The organism is Olivibacter sitiensis DSM 17696 (assembly GCF_000427965.1).
Classification (GTDB): domain Bacteria; phylum Bacteroidota; class Bacteroidia; order Sphingobacteriales; family Sphingobacteriaceae; genus Olivibacter; species Olivibacter sitiensis.
On record NZ_ATZA01000002.1, the window covers coordinates 29,462 to 50,109 of the forward strand.

The following is a 20,648-nucleotide window of genomic DNA, read 5'->3' on the forward strand; positions in this document are numbered from 1 at the left end:
CCTCATTCACTTTATTCGTTAATCTCTCTAGCTGTAATATTTTGCTCTAAAAGTGCCCCAGCCTTTCGCAATAGTTCAACATCTTTCAGGCCTGGCCTTATCTCAAAACGCGAATTCACATCTATGGCATAAAGCCTCTTATCATTTACCTTGGATAGTAGGTCTTTTAAGTTGTCTAATGCTATGCCACCACTCAAGAAATAAGGAATTCCAAAGGGATATTCCTTCAACAAGCTCCAATCGAATACCTGGCCAGAGCCACCATATGCAATGTGCTTTGTGTCAAAAAGGAAATAATCTACATCGCCTATGTACTGCTCCAGAATAGACCAATCAAAACCCTCAGAAATACCAAAGGCTTTAATGACCTTGACGCCATGTTGCCTCAATGCCTTGCACAGGTCTGGCCTTTCGTTGCCATGCAACTGCACGACATTTAGACCATAATTTTCTATCGCTTGATAGATAATCTCCTCTTCGGCATTGACAAAAACGCCCACCTTATTGGCCGTTGTAATGGACGATGCAAAATCCGCCGACAAATCGCCTACGTATCTCGGCGAACGGCCATAAAAGATAAATCCAATATAGTCTGGCCGTAGCCCTAGTACATGTCCGATATTCTCGGCATCCTTCAGCCCACAAATCTTCCACTTCAACGTGTTCATGAGCAACTAACCTTTTGCTTGCTCAGCAAAGCGTTGAAACTACTAAATGCCTTGCCGGAGAGGAGTGATTCCTCAGCTTCATAATAACAATCGGCAAGGCTTTTTTCTTGATGAATCGTCTGGATTGCTATCGCCGCATTGATTAGCACCACATTTTGCTGTGCACTGCTTCCATCTCCTTTGATGATCTTGAGAAAAATAGCGGCGGCTTCTTCAACCGTGTTTCCACCTTCAATTTCTGTGGCAGAGACGGCATCAAATCCCAATCTATCCAAGGTAAGGTAATCCTCGCCCTTATTATTTATTATCTTCACGTCGCCCGTTAAGGAAATCTCATCATAACCATCCATCGAATAGAGAATGGTATATCGCTTATCTGTCTTCTGGTAAAGGTAAGCGTACAAACGGGCTAGTTCCAAACTGAAAACGCCTACTGACTGATACGTTGGCAGCGCGGGATTGACCAAAGGACCAAGCATATTGAAAAAAGTTTTCACACCGAGCTCCTTGCGCACAGGAGCTACCGTTTTCATCGCTGGATGGAACAAGGGCGCATGCAGGAAGCAAATATTCGCTTCATCCAGCCCACGACGAATTTCACCTTCATCATTGGTAAATTGATACCCTAGATATTCCATCACATTGGATGACCCGCAGCCCGAGGAAACGCCATAATTGCCATGCTTGGCCACATGATAACCGGCACCGGCCACCACAAAAGATGCCAAGGTGGAAATATTGAACGTATTTTTGCCATCTCCACCCGTACCGCATAGATCGATGAGTTCGTAGCCCTGTACATCCACTGGCCTACGCAAATCCAGCATGGCGTCGCGAAAGCCGGCCAGCTCCTCCACCCTGATACTACGCATGCAATAGGCCGTCATAAACGCTGCCATTTGCGACACGTTGTATTTGCCCGAAGCGATATTGGTCAGAATGGCATAGGCTTCATCCCGACTAAAAGTTTTGTGCTCAAACAGATGCGACAGTATTTTCTTCATAGTGTGTTTTTTATGCTAAATCTCCAATTGTGATATAACAAAAAAGGCTTGCGCATATGGCAAGCCTTTTGTTATATTACATACTACACACAACAACGGTATTGCCATAAAGTCAACCTTTATGCCACCACCAAAAGCTATATGCAGATATATCGTTCATAGTTACGAGGCAAATATGTAAAAAGAAGCTGAAACTTGCAACTACAACGGCAGAAAAAACAAATGACAGTCAAAGCTGTTCTTTCGCATAGTTTAATATAGTTATATGGATCTTCACTCTGGCCTACCCTACTGGATAATAAAAAATCCACTTTACAATTATTTCAATCCGCTGAATATATCTATTAAGACAGATGTGCTCATTATAGGTTCGGGCATTACCGGAGCTCTCGTCGCCCACGAATTGTGCAGTGCTGGAATAGCGTGCACTGTAGTAGACAAACGCAGTATTGCCACGGGCAGCAGTGCTGCAAGCACATCGCAGCTACAGTATGAAATAGATGTGCCACTATGCCAAATGGCCGATCAGCTCGGCACAGACAGGGCTGTGCCCGCCTACTTGGCAAGCCTTCAATCCATATCAGATTTAGAAACACTATTTAAAACCACAGGGGTAAACGCCTATTTTGAGCGCGTACCGAGCTTATACTTAGCAAGCAATAAACAGGGACTTAAACTTATCGAAAGAGAATATGAAATAAGAACGGAATACAAATTGCCAGTAAGTTATTTTGACAAGAAGCATTTAAAGAATCAATTCAATATCTCAGCACCTGGAGCTTTATATAACAATAGGTCTGCTCAGATGGATTGCTATGCGGCAGCAATCGGATTATTAAAACACCATATGGAAGCTAACAATCTGCAACTGTTCTCTCATACGGAAATTGTTTCTTGGGAAGAGCGCCCCAGAAGCTATCTCTTCAAGGCATCGAACGGGAAAACAATCAGCTGCAAGTATGTCGTCATTGCAGCGGGTTTTGAGGCAGGAAAATTCCTGCCAAAAGATGTCATGGACCTGCAGTCAACTTATGCCCTCGTTTCCCAACCTATTCAACCTAATCAATTTTGGAAAGAACGCTGCCTCATCTGGGAAACCAGGGAACCCTATTTCTATATCAGAAGCACACAGGACAACCGCATCATTATTGGTGGAGGCGACGAGGACTTCAAAGACCCTGTACGGAGAGACAAGCTCTTGAGAAGAAAAATAGCCTCCCTCGAAAAGCAGTTTCACAAGCTGTTCCCAGAAATACCCTTTGTCACAGACATGGCCTGGTGCGGCACCTTCAGTTCCACCAAAGATGGCCTCCCCTACATAGGCACCTGGCCAGGTAAGGAGCGTATGTTCTTTGCCCTAGGGTACGGAGGCAATGGCATCACCTTTAGCATGATTGCTGCCCAGATGATAAGGAATAGACTGACAGGTCAAAAAGATGCTAGGGAAGATATCTTCGGATTTGAACGTGCCAAATAGTTTTTCAATCCTTTCGCTTTTTATAGGCACCTGTATATTTTTGTTCGCCCGCTAGAATAGCAATGGATAAAGAATTTTCCTTGGGAGGTATGGGACAGTTATAGCCCGAACTGTAGGCACAATATGGGTTGTAGGCTTTATTGAAATCGACAATTAACTTTCCATCGACAATATCTCCAAGCTTAAAGTCCAAATAACGTCCGCCGCCATAAGTTTCCTTGTCATTGGTGACGTCTGTAAATGGCAGAAAGAGATAATCGGCATACAAAGGATTGGAAGCAAGATCTACGCTCTTATAAAGGTACAGGCTCATTTCTTCACCGTTCAATTGAAAATCACGACGCGCATAGCGCAGGTAATTCTTTTCGACTCCGCTATAAGTTGGGATAACGATGGGCTCATCACCAGCTACCAAGCTTACCTTTGCCACAACTGCATATTGGCTATCAGGTTCAAAAAAATGTAATTGTTGCACATCAGCCGAGTCCAAAGGAGCGCGCTTATCCTGCAAGAATTCTTTTTTATAGGCATCTCTATGTAGAAGTGTCCTTTCGGCGAAATCTTGTCCGTGCAAATAATTCCCACTCATTACCAAACCTATCAAGATAAAAAATAGCTTACTCATATGCTGTTTGTTTCAAAATCAAATTTCGTTCTTAGAAGAGCAAAAATAGAAAATCAAAACATTTATTTTTCTAAAACCAAAATACAATCAAGATGGTTATAGTCTCAACAATAGATAATATCAAAGCTTAGCCCATATCATAATCAACATTCGAACATGCGAAAACTATACATTGTTGGTTTTATATACATTTCTTTTACCTCACAGCTATCGGCACAGGAGCTGGATCTCAATGCATGCTATAAGATTGCTCGGGAAAACAACCTATCTTTAAAGCAAGCCACATCTGCGCAAAAGGCCAGCATCTACAATCTGCAAGCAGAAAAAAACAGTTTCCTGCCCAAGGTAGACCTGCTGTCCAGCTACACATACATGAGCAGGCCGCTCACCATCAACCTACAAGAAGCAAGAGACGGTATCGTAGCGGGATCTTCCCAGCAGAGTGTAGAAGCCGCCAATGCTGTATATAGAGAAATAACAGGCAGTGATTTGTCTCCAGGCGTCCAACAGGGCATTTATAATACGGCAGCTAATGTTATCAACACTTTATATCCCAATTATAATCCACAACTAGCTCAACAAAGTTATTTTTTGGCTGGGATAGGCGTGCGGCAACCAATTTATCTGGGCAATAAATTAAATGCCGCGCGCAACTTGGCTGAATCGACAGCTTCTACTGCAACTATCAATGTAGATGTAGTACAAAAGGAGATCGATTTTCTTATCACGGTACAATATCTGCGACTGATGTACCTCAACACCCTCATAGAAAAGCAGGAGAACATCCTATCGGCCATGCAAAACAACAAGCGATATACCGATGAAATGGTTAAGAACGACATCCTACCTCCCTACCAACGCAATTGGGTGAACGTAGCCCTTAGTCAGGCAAAAACCAACCTCAGCAGCCTTCACCTCGAAAAGCAGAATGCCATTCCTGAACTCAACAAACTATTGGGCCTGGCCCTGGACAATGACACCAAGGTGAGTGACACCCTCAGGTATGCAACTATTGGTACCTCAAGCCCAAACAATGAATTTTGGCTTCAGAATCCAGTATTCCAACTGGCCAACAGCAAAACAGCATTTGCCAAGACATCGGAGAAAATCAGCAAATCATTCTCCTTACCCAATCTTTTTGCCATAGGCAACTACAACCTCTATCAAAGGGATCTGCCCGTCACCATTCCCGATTGGTTTGTGGGTTTAGAGTTGCAATGGACGCTGTTCAATGGTCAGACACGCAAGCGTACACAGGCGGCAAGGCAACTTATAGAAGAGGCTGAACTGGCGCAGCAGAACACCAGTCAAACCCTACAGGTAAGTCTCTTGGTTGCCAACAACAAGATGAAATCGCTGGAAAACGAGGTAGCAACGCTAGACAGTGCACGCAAAGAGGCTTACAACACGACAGGCATGGTACAAAAGCGCATGCAAAATCAGCTCTCATCGCCCAAAGATCTAAACGAAACCTTATTGGTACAAAACGAAATCGAAAAAGCATACTATACGGCCGTATTTGGATATTATCTTAGTCTGGCCGAGTATTACAATATATTAGGAGACCCGAAACAAATAAGTGCATATATTCCATGAAATCGGCAATAAGAAATTACTGGGCGGTAGTCATTCCCATTGCAGTAGTCATCATCGCGCTACTATTTTTCCTTCGAGCCCAAAAGGCTCAGTCAGAAGACAATTTGCTCATAGGCATGGTGGATGCCACCAACATAGACATCGCTTCGTCCATACCTGGCAGGGTGGACTCACTGGCAGTCCACGCCGGCGATACGGTCAAAAAGGGGCAACTTCTAGCTATATTAAGCTCCACGGAAATCAACGCATTGAAAGCACAGGCACAAGCAGCCATCGTGGCAGCGCAGGGCCAGCTTGAACTGTTGCAGAAAGGTGCCAGTCCCGAACTCATCCAAGCGGCGGGAAACCTGTACCAGATAAGCCAAGAACACTACACCCTGTTCAACACCACCTATGGCCGCATGCAGAACCTATACAATGAAGAGGTGATATCCGGACAGGAACGCGATGTATTCTACTTCAAGAAACAAGCAGCCGAAAAGGAAATGGAAACGGCACGCCTCAACCTGCAGTTGCTGCAAAATGGAGCGCGTCCCGAATTAATCAAATCGGCCAATGCCATTGTTCAGCAGGCCGAACAGGCCTATGAGATTACCAAGTCTTTATCGGAAAACAGCAAATTATACGCTCCATCAGACGGCATCATATCTTCATTGGTAGTACACGAAGGTGAGTTGGCATCCATAGGCTACCCTATTATGAGCGTCGAAAAATGGCAGTCAAAGGTCATCCGCTTCAATGTACGGCAAGATCAGGCAGGTCTCTTGCAATTGGGAAAGACAATACCTGTAAAGGTTCCCGGTTGCGACCCCGAGATATTCCAGGCCAAGGTAGTCAGTATTTCGCCTACATTGGAATTTGCCAATTGGACGCCTAGCAAGGACAGGGGAAAAGTAGAGCTCCGCACATTCACCATTGAACTGGAACCCGAAGAGCAAAGCAAGGTACAAGGTTTGCGCTCGGGAATGACGGCATCTTTGTCCCTGTAATGTACAAAAAGTATAAACACCAAGATGGGAATAATCGGGAAAATAACCCTTAGAGAGTGTAAACGGATATGGAAGCTGCCGGTCTTCTATGTAGTGATGCTTATTCTCCCAGTTGTCGTTTTTTCCTTTTACGGCCTCATCTATAAAGCTGGGGAGACAAAGCAATTGGCCTTTGCCATATGGGATGAGGACAACTCTACCATTTCGCGACAGCTCATTTTTCTGCTCCAACAACGCGATGCACTTCACGTACAACAACAGCGGGCACACAATGAACAGGAAATCAAAGACCTTATGCTACAGAACAAGGTTTATGGCGCCGTACATTTCCCGAAGGATATGGCAGCTCAATTGTACAGTAAGAAATCTGTCACTGTTACCATTTACGCCAATGCCACTTACCTGGTACCGTCCAAGATGATCTACAAGGCTGTAGCGGAAGTGATTCTGACAGCCAACGCGGGCGTCAATCTTCAAAAACTGACAAAACAAGGCATGCCCGAAGGGCAAGCAATGGCCATTGCCAATCCAATCCAGCTTACTACTTACCAGTTATACAATCCCAATTACGATTATCAAGAATATCTCGTACCAGGGCTCATTACCGTAGGCATGCAAATGGTGCTTATCATCAGCAGCATGCTTGCCCTCAACTACGAACGCAAAACAGGCAGCTTGCCCGCGCTGAAGGCATTGGCGCATGGCTCTGCTTCCCATATCATTGCCGGAAAACTTTTGGCACATTTACTTTTTGCATGGGTCAATTTTGTGCTCATTGCCTTTGTATTGTTTCCCATCTTTCAGATAGGGGTATTTGCGGCAACGGGAAAGTTTTTTGTCCTTTACACCCTATTTGCGCTGGCCTGCTTTGCCGTGGGTTTCTTCATTTCGGCTTTGCTACGCGATGTTATGCTTGCAGGCGATACCGCATTGTTTTACACTTCGCCCTCATTCGTCTTTAGCGGCTATACATTTCCGCGCTGGGCCTTGCCTTGGTACGACCAATTCTATGCTCAGATCATGCCATATACCCCCTTTTTAGATGGTTTCATCAGTACCTATTTCATGGAATTGCCCCTGTACCATGCCGCAGAGGCCATGGGAAAGCTCGCCCTGTTTTGCGTGGTACTTATCCCCACGGCAATCATACTGTTTCAACGTCAACTCAATGCATTAGCCCATGAAACAGCGTAGAAGCACTTTCTTACATGCCTTCCTCAGGGAATGGCGCCAAGTACCCAAGGACCATAGCCTCTTGCTCACCTTGCTTATTGCGCCATTGCTGTATGCATTCTTCTATGGCAGTATCTACATCAACAAGGAAGAAGGCGCCGTACCCCTGGCCATAGTGGACGAAGATGGTTCCGCCATATCGAGACAACTCGACCAACTGGTCAGTTATTCACCCAGTATAGAAGCCATACATTTCACGGATCTAGGCAGCGCCCAGAAACAATTTGATGAAGGAAAAGTGCAGGGGATTTTTTATATCCCCAATGGCATGGAGAAACTTATTTTCAGCAATAAGCAGGCAAATGTGACACTGACGATCAATGCATCTCGTTTCCTACCATCAAGCGATATTCTTTCATCCGTGCAGCAGATTGTACTTACCGTAGGTGCTGGTGTACGGTTGCAATACAATGAGAAAAAGAAAGGCTTAGATCAAGTACAGGCTATGAAAGAAGCTATGCCCATCAACCTAGATTATAGACCATTATTCAACTCCCGATCCAGTTACGGAGCCTTTCTATTGCCTGGCCTACTAGCTATCATTCTACAGCAGACATTATTAATAGGCATAGCCGAAAGCCTTGCCGCGGAGCGAGAGCATAAACGACTGTTTGAGTGGCATCGCGGACAGGTTTCAAGTGGCATTTGGGGCAAAGGATTGTTTTATTTTTTGCTGTTCGCTTGTTACGCCTTTTTCTTTATAAATGTCAATTTTCGCGTACTGGATCTAACCAACAAAGCCAATGGGCTACAATTGGCTATATTGTTTGCCTTATTTATCGCAACCATTATCCCGCTGGGACAATTTCTGGGTTCCTTTTTCAAATCGCAGCTGTTATGTCTTCAGGTGATGGCATTCAGCTCCTATCCCATTTTCCTAATTACTGGATTACCATGGCCTTTCTCCTCACTCCCTTATTATGTCCAATGGTTTTCTAATCTGCTTCCAACTACACCCTTCATTCGCATATACGTTTCCATGGTCTCTGGCGGTGCGCAATTGGCTCAGATGAGTGGAGACATTCTCCACCTGTCTTTCCTGTTCTTGTTATACAGCGCATTATGCCATTGGCGCATCGCCTCAATCAACAAGCTTTCAAAACCCAGGTCACAAGATTCCTATACAAATACTTCAACAAACATCAAATAAAGCCGCGTTACCGCAATACAACTAGTTAATAGATCGCGTTTTTACATCTTTCGCCCTTCTCCTAGTCGCTTTTTGAGGCTCCTTTATCCTTACGTATACATGCTTAATTTTTGTCTTTTCTGTATTTTTCTCTTCCAAGTCAAAATAGGCATCCAGCGATTTGAACAGGGGAGTAAGTTTGGAAAATCCGTATACACGGGGGTCAAAATCGGGCTTCCTTTTGCTAATCAATGCTCCGATACCAGCCAAAGGAGCCCATCCGCTCTCATCCGCCACATCGTTAACCGTAACCTTGAGAAGATTCATGGTCTCTGGATCAATTGGCTCATATAGCTGCGTCGTGTGATCGACCTGCTTTGTTGCGCTTCCTTCGACAAGCGTCGATTTATTGGGCTGTTTCCCTTTTACTACGGGCTTGGTAGCGGTTTCCTTCGCAAGGATTTCAATATATATGAACTTGTCGCAAGCGGCAATAAAGGGTTTGGGCGTCTTCTTTTCTCCCACGCCAATTACCAACTTACCCGATTCCCTTAATCGGATGGCAAGACGCGTAAAATCACTGTCACTGGAAACAATGGTAAACCCATCTACTTGATCGCTATGTAAAATATCCATTGCATCTATAATAAGCGCTGAGTCTGAGGAGTTTTTACCAGTCGTATAACTATATTGCTGTATTGGCGTAATGGCATGGGTGAGAAGTGGTTCTTTCCAACCCGTCACATGCGATTTTGTCCAGTCGGCGTAAATCCGCTTGATGGAGGGAACACCGTACCGCTTCACCTCATTTAGTATACTCTCTACTTTTGTGCTCGACACATTATCGGCATCAATCAATACGGCAATTTTCAAATCTGTCTCCTGTGCCATAAAAATACTATTGATTTACATTGATATGATGGAGAAGCTCACAAAAACCATTTTTTTGAAAATAAAACATATAAAAGCAACTGATAGTTCTCCTAAATGTTTTATGCCTTTACATCAAAATATCGCTTTAAGAATACCGCCTTGGAGTCATGATAAGATGTAACAGCTCCTATGACATGCAAAAACTTGATGTAGTACCAAGCTAAATCAATCTGATGTCGCAGAAAACCCGAGCGAGCACTATTGGGAAATAGGTGGTGATTGTTATGCCATTCACCGGCGACAATGCCTGGCCAAGCCTGATTGATCGACATATCATTTTCGTTTAAATCATATCCCTTTTTTCGTTTGTCGACACCTTTACCATGCCCTTCGTAATTAAAGGTCCTTACACCTATTGCCCAAAACGCGGCAGCACCAAATAAGGTGCAAGCCAGTGCGTGTCCGCCAATAAGATATGCCAAGGCATACCAAACTACCCAATTCAGCATACAGGCTAAAACCGCATGCCAAGGATGGACAATCGATCCCCACTTCTGATAGGCAGCATATGTATTTGGGCGGACACCCGTATGTGCCATCAAATTTATCGTGCGACGGTATTCGTCAGAGGTTAAGTTCTTCGAGATGGGCTGATGGTTCACATCTGCCAGAAAACAATACAAAAAGCCCGCACTGGCATTATATGGATCTCCTGGCTTGTCAGACTTAGCATGATGCACATGATGAGAAATGACGTAGATTTCTTCTGGAATCATGCTGATCGTCAAATTCTGAGTGAATATTCTCCAAAAAGCATTTCTAAATGTATAGGCCCTATGCGTGCAATAACGATGATGCCAAATAGTACCGTGCGTTCCCATGATCACCATGCTGTAAACAAAGGCGACAAGAAGCAAACCGATGCTGAAATACTCGAAAATAAAGAGATAGAGCAAAGGCAGTAACAAAACAACACGCAACCAACTAAAAAACGGCAGCCAGTTTTTGCGTGTGTGAAAGATATTCAAACGCTTAAAAAATTCCTTGAAAATTTGTTTAGAGGTAGGTTTAACTAGGTTTCCCTCTTGGTCTGACCACCCGTATGATGGTGGATCCAATACTTTATCTAATAGCATCTTACGGATAATTTTCGAAAGATACTCTTAAAAAATGACAATTCCTTGCACTGGCCAATATTAATTCATTGGAACTTGGATTCCAGCTGTCTCCTAATTATCCTTTTCCAATCAAAATATCCTAATATAGCGACAATAAAAAGTATGGCGGTCAAAACGGCGTACATGGGCAATTCCTTATGAATAAGTAAAGGGATGGCAAAAGCATTGCTAACATTCAGGAACAACCAATTTTCTATTTTGCGTCGTGCCAAGAGCCACATGCCTGCCCATGCCGTGGCGCTCACCCAAGCATCCCAAAGCGGCACGGTAGAGTCCGTATGGTACCTAAGTACGCAATACAAGAACGGCGTACCAATACCGACTATGGCGAGTGCAATGGACCACTGCTGCATATCGGAGTAGGCAACGGGCACTGCCGGCTCGTGTACCCGTCGATACCAATGGTACCATCCATACACGCTCATAATCAAATAATAGAGATTGAGCAAAATTTCCGCATATAAACCCGCCTCCCATAACACGAAAAGCGTAATGAGAATACTGATGATACCGCATGGATAAAGCGCTATCTTATTGGCCTTGGCCAAGAATACCTCCAATATGCCAAAGGTGACACCTATCCACTGTAAAAGAGGAGTTTCCAATAACTGTTGCCAGAAAAGTTTCATTGCACTGTCAATTTACCGTAAGCTACACCCAACCCGCCTTGCAGATCGCTCCCTTCTACCACCACGCCATAGCTTCCTTTTCTATCAGAGGTATAAAACGTGACGGTGGCTTTACCAGATTCGTCCGTAATGACCATTGGTTCCCAATGAATGGTAGCACGTACGTCTTCATATGCTGCTTTACCTTCCACCATTTCGTACCTTGGTCTATAGAACTCCTTGGGCCATACAAAAGGCATGGGCCTCACATGGGCCACCCCTGGCGTTTTCTTGAATATGGGCCCATGACCAGACCGGGTAGTAATTTCCAGGTAGGTGGGTGGATCGAGCCCCATGTTCATCCGTTCCATGGGATCCAGAAACCTATTATGGTAGTTGTTACTATACTTGGAAGAGTGCATCACCTCCACCCCCAACACATCATTGCCGCTGAAGCTTTTTAAATAATTCTCCATAAAAAGCAATTTCTCATTTGACTGCCCTGTGAACGCCTCAAAGAAAAAATCCAGATCCACGCCATCGAAGATGAGCTTGGTAACCCGATTTTGCACCTTAAACACCAATTTGGCATTTTGTCCTTTTCCAATGTACCCAACCGTAAAACTACCCACTTTCTCCTTAATAATCTGCAAGAGATCCTTATCCCCTTCCTGCACGAGCACCTCCTCGCTCAATACCTGATCTGCCCCACCAGCACCATTGAGATTCTTTGAGTTTTTCACCACCGCATTGGCCGTCACCTCCACCTCCCTGAGCTTGATAGCATTGGCGTCATAGCCATTTACTGCGATGGATACATTACGTTGGTATTCCTGCTGCTCACGTATGCGACGTCGCATGGTGCTATCCAAACCCACATACCATGCCTTTATGGGATATATTTTAGTTTTGGGTATTTCCGCCGCCTCAATTTCTTTCATCTCCAGCCCTATATTGAAACTTTTGTTGCGCCTGTTCCTCGCTTGCACCAAAAAGGCGGCCGTGTCAAATGGGGCAATATCCTGAAAGCGGAAATGTCCTTTATTGTCCGTTAACGTATCGGCATAGAATAGCTGCTCGCCCGTTGCCAATAGGAGAACATTGGATTGCTCTACAGCCTTTCCAAATGCGTTCTTCACCGTGCCTTCGATACTAAATATAGGCTCTGGATCGTACTGAATTGCTTGTTTCAACAACGGCGTATCGTACCTTACCCATCCCTGTGTCAATAGCAAACAATCCATGGCGCGAGCCGCGCCTTCCTGTCCCGAGTAGTAAAAACCTGGTTCTTCTACATAGCCTCTCAAATCGGAACCGAGATAGTGGTAATTCCAAATGTTCTGCTTGTACTCATCGAGCGTGTATTGGCCATCATCGGTCACGGCCAAGGAAAAACTGCCACGCACGGGCTCTCCCAAGGTATCGGTCACTTTGATTTCCAGCGCCACGCTGTCCTTGGTGCTGTAGTGTTCTTTATCGGGCGACAGGGCAATGGACAGGGCCCGTTTTCTCAAGCGATTGTATACTAACCTTTCGGACAGGATAGCTCCTTCCGGTGTCCGTACACTGAAACGCACGATACCCTCTGGGAAATAATGCCTTGGAAGCCGAATATAATGCTGTTTGGTATCTGTCTTCAGCAGGGCACCATAGCACATGATCCCCCCAATCTGTCCAATCAGCATCAATCTGTCTACCCTTCCCATTTTCTCGGATGGCCATACGTATTCAATGGATAGGAGAATCTCATCTTGGTTTCCTTCATCATCGTGGTGCAGTACCACGCCATGGCTTTCCATCTTGGGCAGCTCATAGGACCTTTCGCTTCCGTCAGGAAACGTCACTTTTGCTCGATATTCCCCCACGGGCAAAGTGGGAAAGTCTACTTTCCCCATTCCCTTATGTAAGGTGGCAAAGTGAGCCACTTGCTTACCTTCTGCATCCAAGATTTCACCTTTCACCTGTACCCCCTTGCCAAATCCATCGATAGCCTTGACACCCAGCACCGTAGGCATATCCGTCACCCAGTGGCCACCTTCGGGCAAAAACTGTACATCGTATCGCTGCGGTACCAATTGCGCCCAAGGAAAGCGGGCCAGTTTGTCGCGTTCTGTTTCCAATACAAGATTTAGGTTGGCCATATCCACCTTCTCGGGCATAGTGAGAGAGAAATCCATTTGACCACTGCCGCTTGGCAAAGCTTTGCTTTGAGCCACGATCTTTTCATTGCCGCTTACCAGCTTTAGACTCACCGCGTCGCGTCCCAACTTCTTATCACCCAAGGGATATAAGGCAAGGGAAAGATCGATCTGTTTATTAGCCTTACTATTTGCTACCTTAATGGGCGCGCTTTTTACCCCCCACTGCTGCTCATAATCTCCCACCACATCCAAATAGCGCATGAAATAATGTTCTTCCCCAAAATTCTTCATCCAGTGGGTATAAGCCCTAAGTAGGAGTCTGCCGGGCTTCACCTTATCCACATCCAGTACAAATTCCCCATAACTGCTTCCCGCAAACGAATGTATCCTAGATCGCTGTATCAAAGCACCTGTGGCGTCAAAAAGTTCTACGTAAACTATGCCGCTCAAAGCTGATATCCCGCCCGTTTCGCCGTCCATCGCATAAGCCTTGTACCATATCGTATCCCCCGATATATATTGTTCCTTATCTGTATGAACGTAGACTTTTTCACGCGGCATCTTAGCCCTAAGGCTATCTAAGTCATCTTGCACTTCCAAGATCGCTTCTCTCTGGGCATAGACAACGGTATGAACCGACAGAAAGAAGCAGCAGAAAATCAAGTAGTATCTCATAAATTGGTCGTCTCAATCGTTCACCGTTGCCTTATAGCGCACTGAATAAATAACAAAACAAGACGAATTTAAGTTTTTTGTTGCATTTCTGCCAGTTCCAGAGTATGAAAATCCACACTTCATAAATCCCTGATTTCAACTAGTCATTCTATCCGAAACTGTTTTTATCTTTGACTTTGAATAATTCATAACGCCATGAGATACCTCATTTTTATACTTCTCACTATAGCCTCAACCTGTATGAACGCAATAGCACAAGAAGATGAATACGTAGGTTCCTATAATGGATCTAGACCTGAACTAGCCTTTCAACTATATATTTTGCCAGAGCAGGATTTTGTGGTTATGATGAGCTATGGTGCTGTAGACAGAATTGTGATAGGGAAATGGGAAAAGCAAGGAGATGGGATTTTCCTGAAGGAAGAACAAGCGCCGCAACCGCCTTTTTTAGTTTATCAAGCCAAAGGCGATGGACCCGAAAAGGTGTTTTCTTTTCATAACTTCGACCAAAATACTACTACTGCATTCCGCCTATTGGAAAAGTTCAATGCAGATAGCTTGGTTTACATTCATCTGCCAGATGAGACAAGGTTCAGCCGTAGCAATATTTTAAATGTGCCCGAAAACAGCACGACGACATTTTTCATCAGCCGAAATTTGACGGAAGACGATTGTGAAGTGTATGAGTTTGAACTAGACAAAGGATATGAGAGCGTGTCGCTGTATTATAATTATGGGTTGGACGAACCTCCCTTTGAAGCCAATGCCATACTGAAAGACCACAAACTCTATCTCACCGATTCCTTTGGCGACGCGAATCCCTTGGGCAGTAAAAATCCCCTTCCGGAAGACTACAAAGATTTGGTGGCGGAGGCAAAAGCATATACGGCTATTCCGGATAGCTTTAGTGACGAACAGTCTGATGTAAAAGTTACGTACTATCTGCTAAAACCAAAAAACAGCTTTAAAAGCGCCTTACACCTGGATGCGAACAGGGCTTACTTTCGTTCTCAGGACGACACCTATCCGCCTTCTTCTCAAGAGTAAGGAAAACGAAATAACATAGAGTACATTCCATTTCAATATTTACTCCCAATTCCCTTTCACCCTGGTTCCTTTGTCCGCATCGTTCACCACATGCAGATACACATCGATTTCTTGCTGTAGTTCTTCCACATGCGATATGATTCCCACTATTCTGTTTTCCTTCCGTAGGGATTTGAGGGTATCAAAGGCTACCGCTAGGGATTCCTTGTCGAGCGATCCAAAGCCTTCGTCAAGGAAGAAGAAGTTCTGCTTCGCTTTGTTCTGTTGCTGCACGGACTCGGCCAGTGCCAAAGCCAAGGAAAGCGACGCCTGAAAAGTCTGCCCCCCAGAAAGGGTCTTAGCCAAGCGCACCTTGCCGTCGTTGAGGAAATCGCGTACCTGAAACTCGTTCTTATCGGTCACCTCCAGTTGAAGTTGTTGCCTTGTGAGTTTATGGAAACGCTTGTTGGCCGCGTCGCAAAGCTGTTGCAGGTAAACAGATGAAATATAGCTTACGAAACCGCTCCCTTTGAAGAGATTTTTCAGAACGCCCAGGTTGGCCGTCCTGCGCTCCAAGACTTCCAGTTCCCGCAATAATCCAGTCTTTTCCTCCAACATATGCACATGGCGCTCATAACCTGTTTTTTCGGCTACGTAAGAGTCATTCTGCTCCTGTAGCCTTCGCCTGGCTTCTATTAACCGATTCTTCAATTCTTCAAACGTTTCTGCATCAAAACGTCGGCCTTCTACCTGCTGCTCCAAGTGCAATAGTTTTCCTTGCGCACTGAAGAGCTGCTGTTTGTGCTGTTCCAGCTTTTTTCGCATCTCATCAAGCGCTATCGCCTTTTTCAAAATAGCCCGCACCTCTTCCAGACTGCTAAAATAAGAGTTTGATAAGGCCTCTTGCAATTGCTCTTGCACCACGGCCATCCTTTCGCTTTCGGCCTTTATATTGTCCTCTACCGAAGCAATACGCTCGGCTAGCGTCGCCTTCAGCCGCTGTTGTTCCACCAATAAGATCTGAATTTGCTCATATTGACTGCTTACTTGGCTAATCGTTTCCGTAGTATGTGCCAACATATCGTGCAATTCGTCTTTGCCTTGCTGCATTTCTTCCTTGGACAACACCTTGATCTGTCCTTTCAACGTAGCGAGCTCCCCTTGCTTTGCCCCTTGCTCGGCAATGAATTTATGCAGTGCCTGCTCAAATCTTGCTATTTCGTTTTCTACCTCATGCAGCTTTTTTTCCTTTTCCGATCTATCTTTATCCAGATTTTCTAACTCGTGCTTCAGAGATTGAGCAGTTTTGAGTGCTGCCTCCACTACGCCATTGTCATTTGGTTGGTAACGCTGCCAATGAAATGTGGCCAAATGCGCCTTTTGCTCTTCGTCGATTTCTTGCACACGCCCTTGGGAAGCTTGCAGCTGTTCTTCCAGCTGCCTTCTTTCTTGCAGCAAGAGCTGCAAGCTTTGCTCCCACTGCATCAGTTCCTCCTGCCGCTTTCTTATTTCCGCAAGCTGTGCTTCCTTATCTTGCAAGTGACCTTTTACATCGCTTACTTCCAACACATGAGGGTGATCTATAGCGCCACACAAAGGGCAAGGCTCCCCAGCTTGCAGGGCTGAGGCAAACTCGCCTAATCGCAATTGCAACTGATCGTGCATAAATTGTTGCTGCAGCTGCTTGGCCTTCAGTTCACTTTCTTCCCAGAGCTGCCGTATACGCATCGGCACATCATCTTCGTTATGCAATTTTACCTTTTGCAGGAAGGTTTCGTAATTCGAAGTAGCGAGCGCAATCTTACCCTCGATAGTGCTGCATTCCCGTACCTGTTGTTGCCTTTTCTCATCCAAGAAAGCCTTTTTCCCATACCAGGCCTGTAGCGCGCTCAATTGTTGCATATCGGGCATTTTAGCCTGTATTTGCTGAACAGATTCTTGTATGGTCGTCAAATTTTGCTTCAGCTCTTCTTGTTCTTGCTTTTTATCGTGCACTACTTGCAGTCCCTTAGAGACCCGTTCATTTAACGTATTCAGGGATGTCTCCACCGTATGGATACGTAGGGCACCCTCCAAGTCCGCCTGTTTTAGCTTCAGGTTATCGAGCGTTTGGTATGCCGCATGTATACGTGCATATTCTTGCTGTATCTCCATAAGACGCGTATCCGCTATTTTGCCGTCTTGTATGTGTTTTTCCAATGCCTCTTTGCGTCTGGAGATACCGTCCAACAGTTCGTCTTGCCGCAGCAATTGCACCTTAAAATTCCTTTCTACATACTCATAGTCGACGATTTGCTGTTCCATTGCGGCAAAAGCTTCGGCCTGTTCATTCAATTTCTCCAAATCGGACTTGGCCGCTTTCAGTTCCTCAAAAAGTTGCCGTAGCCGCTCTTGCTCCTTGAATGTGGCCTCCTCTACCTCGATGTACGCCTGGAGCTTTTCCAAGGCCAACCGCATTTCGGCCAAGCTTTTGCGTTGCATCTCCAGCCTTTCCTCATCTATTTCAGTAAAGGCGACCAACCTACCTTTCAACTGATGGACCTTCTCATTGTTCTTTCTTTCCAAGCTGGCCGTTTGCTGAAAAAACTCAAACCTATCCAGTTGGAAAATCTCTTTTAGCATGTCAGTTCTGGCCTTGTCGCTCAGCTGCAAGAACTCCTGAAACTTTCCCTGCGGGATGATGATGGTACGCCGGAAGTTTTCATAGCTCAGTCCCAGTAGCTGCTCTGCCGTGGTGTGTTCCAGTGGTAGCCACTGCTGTTCCACCTTCCTATAGGCCGATCTGACGAAGGTCTTTACGTCGTCAAAGTTCTTTCTGTTGCGCTTACCCTGCACTACAAAACGGTACTGCCGGCCATCATGGTTCTCGAACACAAAATCGATGAGCAATTCATCGGACTTGAGGTTCATCATGTTATAGTTGCGGCTATCCGCTCTGTTCAGCCGTTCGGTATCGCCGTACAAGGCATAGGCAATGGCTTCCAATATAGACGATTTGCCCGAGCCCACCGTGCCGAATATGCCAAACAACTGTGCCTCTATCAATCGGTCGAACAAGATGACCTGCTCACCCTGATAGGAATATAATCCTTTTATCTTTAATGAAATGGGAATCATTGTTCGTTTTCCTCCGCTCTTACTTCCTTAAAAAGAGCCAATAGTTCCTCATTTGGCTCTTGTCCATACCGATGTTCGAAATACTGGGCAAATAACTCTTCCATGCGCAAATTCATGTCTATTGCCTGGCGTTCGTTGCCAACATGTGCCTTGTGGGTCACTTCGGGTATGATGGTCACGATACCATTATGCGATTGCAAGAGTCGCCTCCTGTCATCCGCACTCATAAAATCGCCGCTTACCATGGTCAATTCAACTAAGGCCTCGGGATTTTCCCCCAACCAAAGCAAGGCCTCCTCTACACTGGAAAATCGCTTGCGATACAATTGTTTACCCTCATGCAACGCCAATTTTTCAAATTGCGCGAAAGACGCAGGCAACACCTCCACCAGCACGGCATATTTCTGCTGCCCTGCCTCGGAAAAACTGTAAGCCAAGGGGCTGCTACTATATACGATTGGCATGCGATCTTTGTCCATCTCCTGAAAGCGATGAAGGTGCCCCAATGCCGCATACTGTATTTGGGATGGTATCGCTTGTGTGTACACGGCTTGCGCTCCACCAATGTGGAGGATAGGTTTTTCATCTTCTGGCTCTTCTGGTGGCTGTTCTCCCTGTTTCATCATGTACAGGTGCGCCATAAGGAAATTGACCCCTTTTTCATCGCAATAGGTATCGGCCAGCCTTTGCCAGTGGCCATGCAATAGGTCGCGCATTTGTGCCTCTGCATCTTCCAGTCCCAAAAAAGTGCGCAAGCGAAACTCGTTGGCATAGGGCGTGAGCAATAGCCGTAAGGGATAATCATATTGGGGAAGTCGGATTTCCAGAAAGCCAGGCTCACTTCTGGTCACCGCTACCCCGGTCTCTAGCGCAAATGGCGCTATATGCGAATAGGGATAGCCCGCAAACAAGATACCGCATTCCCTTGCCAAGGGATCTGGCGCCTCGATGCGCTCTGGCGAATCGTGATTGCCGGCAATGGCGATCACAGGACGGCGCCCATTGTTAGTCAGCTTCTTTAGCACCTTGTATAATAGCTCGATAGCCTCCGAAGATGGGTTGTAGGCATCAAACAAATCGCCCGCTACCAAAACGGCATCTACCTCGTGCTCATCGGCCAGATTGATCAACTCTTCCAAAACAAGTCGTTGCTCATCCAATCTGGAAAATCTTTCCAGACGCTTGCCCAGATGCCAGTCGGCCGTGTGCAATATCTTCATATGGTAAATAAACTAAAAAATTCTGCTAACAAAAAATCAATTTGTCGCTTTGGTTTTCCTCGCAAAACTGTAAGATCGCAAAGCAGTTGATATATAATGCCATAAAGCGATTTCCATTATAAACCACTAGATTCAAAAGAATTAAAAAACATACAACACAAATTCTATGGAAACCATAGGCTTTATTTTACTTGTTTTCACAAGCGCAATAAGGGATAATCCTTTATATTTGAATGAAATTCAAAAAGCTAATGACCGTTTTAACTTTTACCCTTATCCTGTTCGTAGGCGCTTTCTGTGCCGGTTTGGTAGGTTCGCTGACCGGACTGGGAGGAGGCGTCATCATCATTCCGTTGTTGACCGTCATTCTCGGAGTAGACCTGCACTACGCCATCGGCACGGCCCTGGTTTCTGTCATTGCTACCTCTTCCGGCTCTGCCGCAGCTTATGTGAAAGAAGGCATTACCAATATGAGGCTAGGAATGTTCCTGGAGATAGCTACGACCATCGGCGCCATCGTAGGAGCATTGTTATCCGCAATTGCCCCTTCCAGCTATATCGCCATTCTTTTTGGCTTTGTGCTGATGTTCAACTCCATCAATTCGCTTCGCAAGAAAGAAGAGCATCCAGTGGTGCAATCTAGCCCTTTGGCCATCAAGTTGAAACTTCCTAGCTCCTATCCCAGCAAAAATGGCCCTATAGCCTATGGGACAAAGAATGTGATGGGCGGTTTTAGTATGATGGGCCTAGCGGGAGTGCTATCTGGACTATTAGGTATTGGCTCGGGGGCGTTCAAGGTGATTGCCATGGACAATATCATGAAGATTCCCTTCAAGGTGTCTACCACTACCAGCAATTTCATGATGGGGGTAACAGCGACTGCCAGTGCCGTTATCTACCTGCAAAAAGGCTATATAGAACCTGCCATCTGCATGCCAGTACTTATTGGGGTGCTACTTGGTGCCATGGCCGGCGCTCGTATCCTTATTCGCTCAAACCCAAAGGCCCTGCGTTTGTTTTTTGCACTTGTCATCTTGCTATTGGCCTTCAACATGATCTATAACGGGTTCAAAGGAAACATATGAGACA

General features: G+C 45.4%; 16 protein-coding genes. 7 read left to right on the forward strand and 9 right to left on the reverse strand.

The annotated features are described in order from the left end of the window. Positions 1 to 11 precede the first annotated feature (11 nt). Complete coding sequence (locus A37S_RS0101300; protein WP_036600868.1) at positions 12 to 668, reverse strand: phosphoribosylanthranilate isomerase; 657 nt, start codon at positions 666 to 668, stop codon at positions 12 to 14. Beyond that, positions 665 to 1,672, reverse strand: coding sequence for an anthranilate phosphoribosyltransferase (gene trpD, locus A37S_RS0101305; RefSeq protein ID WP_028295433.1), 1,008 nt, complete (start codon positions 1,670 to 1,672; stop codon positions 665 to 667). The genes A37S_RS0101300 and trpD overlap by 4 nt, the downstream gene beginning before the upstream one ends. Before the next feature lie 265 nt (positions 1,673 to 1,937). Between trpD and A37S_RS0101310 the strand changes: the two genes are divergently transcribed. Beyond that, a complete protein-coding gene (locus tag A37S_RS0101310) occupies positions 1,938 to 3,149 on the forward strand; it encodes an NAD(P)/FAD-dependent oxidoreductase (protein WP_028295434.1) in 1,212 nt (403 codons plus the stop codon). A 4-nt stretch (positions 3,150 to 3,153) separates the two neighbouring features. Here the strand turns inward: A37S_RS0101310 and A37S_RS0101315 are convergent, their stop codons facing one another. Next, positions 3,154 to 3,774: a DUF1684 domain-containing protein gene (locus A37S_RS0101315; protein WP_028295435.1), complete on the reverse strand. Its 621-nt coding sequence runs from the start codon at positions 3,772 to 3,774 to the stop codon at positions 3,154 to 3,156. A 156-nt stretch (positions 3,775 to 3,930) separates the two neighbouring features. Here A37S_RS0101315 and A37S_RS0101320 point away from each other — a divergent pair, with 156 nt between their 5' ends. From A37S_RS0101320 to A37S_RS23165, 4 genes are read left to right on the forward strand one after another with little or no spacing between them, the layout of a single operon-like run. Continuing rightward, complete coding sequence (locus A37S_RS0101320; RefSeq protein WP_051292630.1) at positions 3,931 to 5,370, forward strand: TolC family protein; 1,440 nt, start codon at positions 3,931 to 3,933, stop codon at positions 5,368 to 5,370. Beyond that, the gene (locus A37S_RS0101325) at positions 5,367 to 6,359 is read left to right on the forward strand and encodes an HlyD family secretion protein (RefSeq protein WP_028295437.1); all 993 of its coding nucleotides are present in this window, start codon (positions 5,367 to 5,369) and stop codon (positions 6,357 to 6,359) included. Before A37S_RS0101320 ends, A37S_RS0101325 begins: the two co-directional genes overlap by 4 nt. Positions 6,360 to 6,383: 24 nt before the next feature. Then, positions 6,384 to 7,553 carry an ABC transporter permease gene (locus tag A37S_RS0101330; RefSeq protein WP_028295438.1) on the forward strand — a complete coding sequence of 390 codons (1,170 nt, stop codon included), beginning with the start codon at positions 6,384 to 6,386 and terminating at the stop codon, positions 7,551 to 7,553. Continuing rightward, positions 7,540 to 8,742 carry an ABC transporter permease gene (locus tag A37S_RS23165; protein ID WP_051292631.1) on the forward strand — a complete coding sequence of 401 codons (1,203 nt, stop codon included), beginning with the start codon at positions 7,540 to 7,542 and terminating at the stop codon, positions 8,740 to 8,742. The genes A37S_RS0101330 and A37S_RS23165 overlap by 14 nt, the downstream gene beginning before the upstream one ends. A 21-nt stretch (positions 8,743 to 8,763) precedes the next feature. On the opposite strand, the gene A37S_RS0101340 is transcribed toward A37S_RS23165, so the two are convergent. From A37S_RS0101340 to A37S_RS0101355, 4 genes are all read right to left on the reverse strand, one after another. Continuing rightward, positions 8,764 to 9,612: an NYN domain-containing protein gene (locus tag A37S_RS0101340; protein WP_028295439.1), complete on the reverse strand. Its 849-nt coding sequence runs from the start codon at positions 9,610 to 9,612 to the stop codon at positions 8,764 to 8,766. Positions 9,613 to 9,713: 101 nt separating this feature from the next. Beyond that, positions 9,714 to 10,730, reverse strand: a complete 1,017-nt coding sequence (locus A37S_RS23170) for a fatty acid desaturase (protein WP_036600870.1) — start codon at positions 10,728 to 10,730, stop codon at positions 9,714 to 9,716. A 65-nt stretch (positions 10,731 to 10,795) separates the two neighbouring features. Continuing rightward, a complete protein-coding gene (pnuC, locus tag A37S_RS0101350) occupies positions 10,796 to 11,401 on the reverse strand; it encodes a nicotinamide riboside transporter PnuC (RefSeq protein WP_036600873.1) in 606 nt (201 codons plus the stop codon). Beyond that, complete coding sequence (locus A37S_RS0101355; protein ID WP_028295441.1) at positions 11,398 to 14,196, reverse strand: carboxypeptidase-like regulatory domain-containing protein; 2,799 nt, start codon at positions 14,194 to 14,196, stop codon at positions 11,398 to 11,400. The genes pnuC and A37S_RS0101355 overlap by 4 nt, the downstream gene beginning before the upstream one ends. A gap of 240 nt (positions 14,197 to 14,436) precedes the next feature. Between A37S_RS0101355 and A37S_RS0101360 the strand changes: the two genes are divergently transcribed. Then, positions 14,437 to 15,243, forward strand: a complete 807-nt coding sequence (locus tag A37S_RS0101360) for a hypothetical protein (protein WP_028295442.1) — start codon at positions 14,437 to 14,439, stop codon at positions 15,241 to 15,243. A gap of 39 nt (positions 15,244 to 15,282) precedes the next feature. Here the strand turns inward: A37S_RS0101360 and A37S_RS0101365 are convergent, their stop codons facing one another. Both A37S_RS0101365 and A37S_RS0101370 read right to left on the reverse strand, forming a co-directional pair. Next, positions 15,283 to 18,339 (reverse strand): AAA family ATPase, encoded by a 3,057-nt coding sequence (locus tag A37S_RS0101365; RefSeq protein WP_028295443.1) that lies wholly within the window; start codon positions 18,337 to 18,339, stop codon positions 15,283 to 15,285. Further along, positions 18,336 to 19,559, reverse strand: coding sequence for a metallophosphoesterase family protein (locus A37S_RS0101370; protein WP_028295444.1), 1,224 nt, complete (start codon positions 19,557 to 19,559; stop codon positions 18,336 to 18,338). The genes A37S_RS0101365 and A37S_RS0101370 overlap by 4 nt, the downstream gene beginning before the upstream one ends. A gap of 251 nt (positions 19,560 to 19,810) precedes the next feature. Between A37S_RS0101370 and A37S_RS0101375 the strand changes: the two genes are divergently transcribed. After that, a complete protein-coding gene (locus A37S_RS0101375; protein WP_028295445.1) occupies positions 19,811 to 20,644 on the forward strand; it encodes a sulfite exporter TauE/SafE family protein in 834 nt (277 codons plus the stop codon). The last annotated feature ends 4 nt before the right edge of the window (positions 20,645 to 20,648 follow it).

Bases quoted from the DNA above. Each gene is read 5' to 3' on its own strand.
- pnuC (WP_036600873.1), bottom strand. From the start codon at position 11,401: ATGAAACTTTTCTGGCAACAGTTATTGGAAACTCCTCTTTTACAGTGG.
- A37S_RS23170 (WP_036600870.1), bottom strand. From the start codon at position 10,730: ATGCTATTAGATAAAGTATTGGATCCACCATCATACGGGTGGTCAGAC.
- A37S_RS23165 (WP_051292631.1), top strand. From the start codon at position 7,540: ATGAAACAGCGTAGAAGCACTTTCTTACATGCCTTCCTCAGGGAATGG.
- A37S_RS0101375 (WP_028295445.1), top strand. From the start codon at position 19,811: ATGACCGTTTTAACTTTTACCCTTATCCTGTTCGTAGGCGCTTTCTGT.
- A37S_RS0101320 (WP_051292630.1), top strand. From the start codon at position 3,931: ATGCGAAAACTATACATTGTTGGTTTTATATACATTTCTTTTACCTCA.
- A37S_RS0101330 (WP_028295438.1), top strand. From the start codon at position 6,384: ATGGGAATAATCGGGAAAATAACCCTTAGAGAGTGTAAACGGATATGG.
- A37S_RS0101325 (WP_028295437.1), top strand. From the start codon at position 5,367: ATGAAATCGGCAATAAGAAATTACTGGGCGGTAGTCATTCCCATTGCA.
- A37S_RS0101355 (WP_028295441.1), bottom strand. From the start codon at position 14,196: ATGAGATACTACTTGATTTTCTGCTGCTTCTTTCTGTCGGTTCATACC.
- A37S_RS0101360 (WP_028295442.1), top strand. From the start codon at position 14,437: ATGAACGCAATAGCACAAGAAGATGAATACGTAGGTTCCTATAATGGA.
- A37S_RS0101340 (WP_028295439.1), bottom strand. From the start codon at position 9,612: ATGGCACAGGAGACAGATTTGAAAATTGCCGTATTGATTGATGCCGAT.
- trpD (WP_028295433.1), bottom strand. From the start codon at position 1,672: ATGAAGAAAATACTGTCGCATCTGTTTGAGCACAAAACTTTTAGTCGG.
- A37S_RS0101315 (WP_028295435.1), bottom strand. From the start codon at position 3,774: ATGAGTAAGCTATTTTTTATCTTGATAGGTTTGGTAATGAGTGGGAAT.
- A37S_RS0101310 (WP_028295434.1), top strand. From the start codon at position 1,938: ATGGATCTTCACTCTGGCCTACCCTACTGGATAATAAAAAATCCACTT.
- A37S_RS0101370 (WP_028295444.1), bottom strand. From the start codon at position 19,559: ATGAAGATATTGCACACGGCCGACTGGCATCTGGGCAAGCGTCTGGAA.
- A37S_RS0101365 (WP_028295443.1), bottom strand. From the start codon at position 18,339: ATGATTCCCATTTCATTAAAGATAAAAGGATTATATTCCTATCAGGGT.
- A37S_RS0101300 (WP_036600868.1), bottom strand. From the start codon at position 668: ATGAACACGTTGAAGTGGAAGATTTGTGGGCTGAAGGATGCCGAGAAT.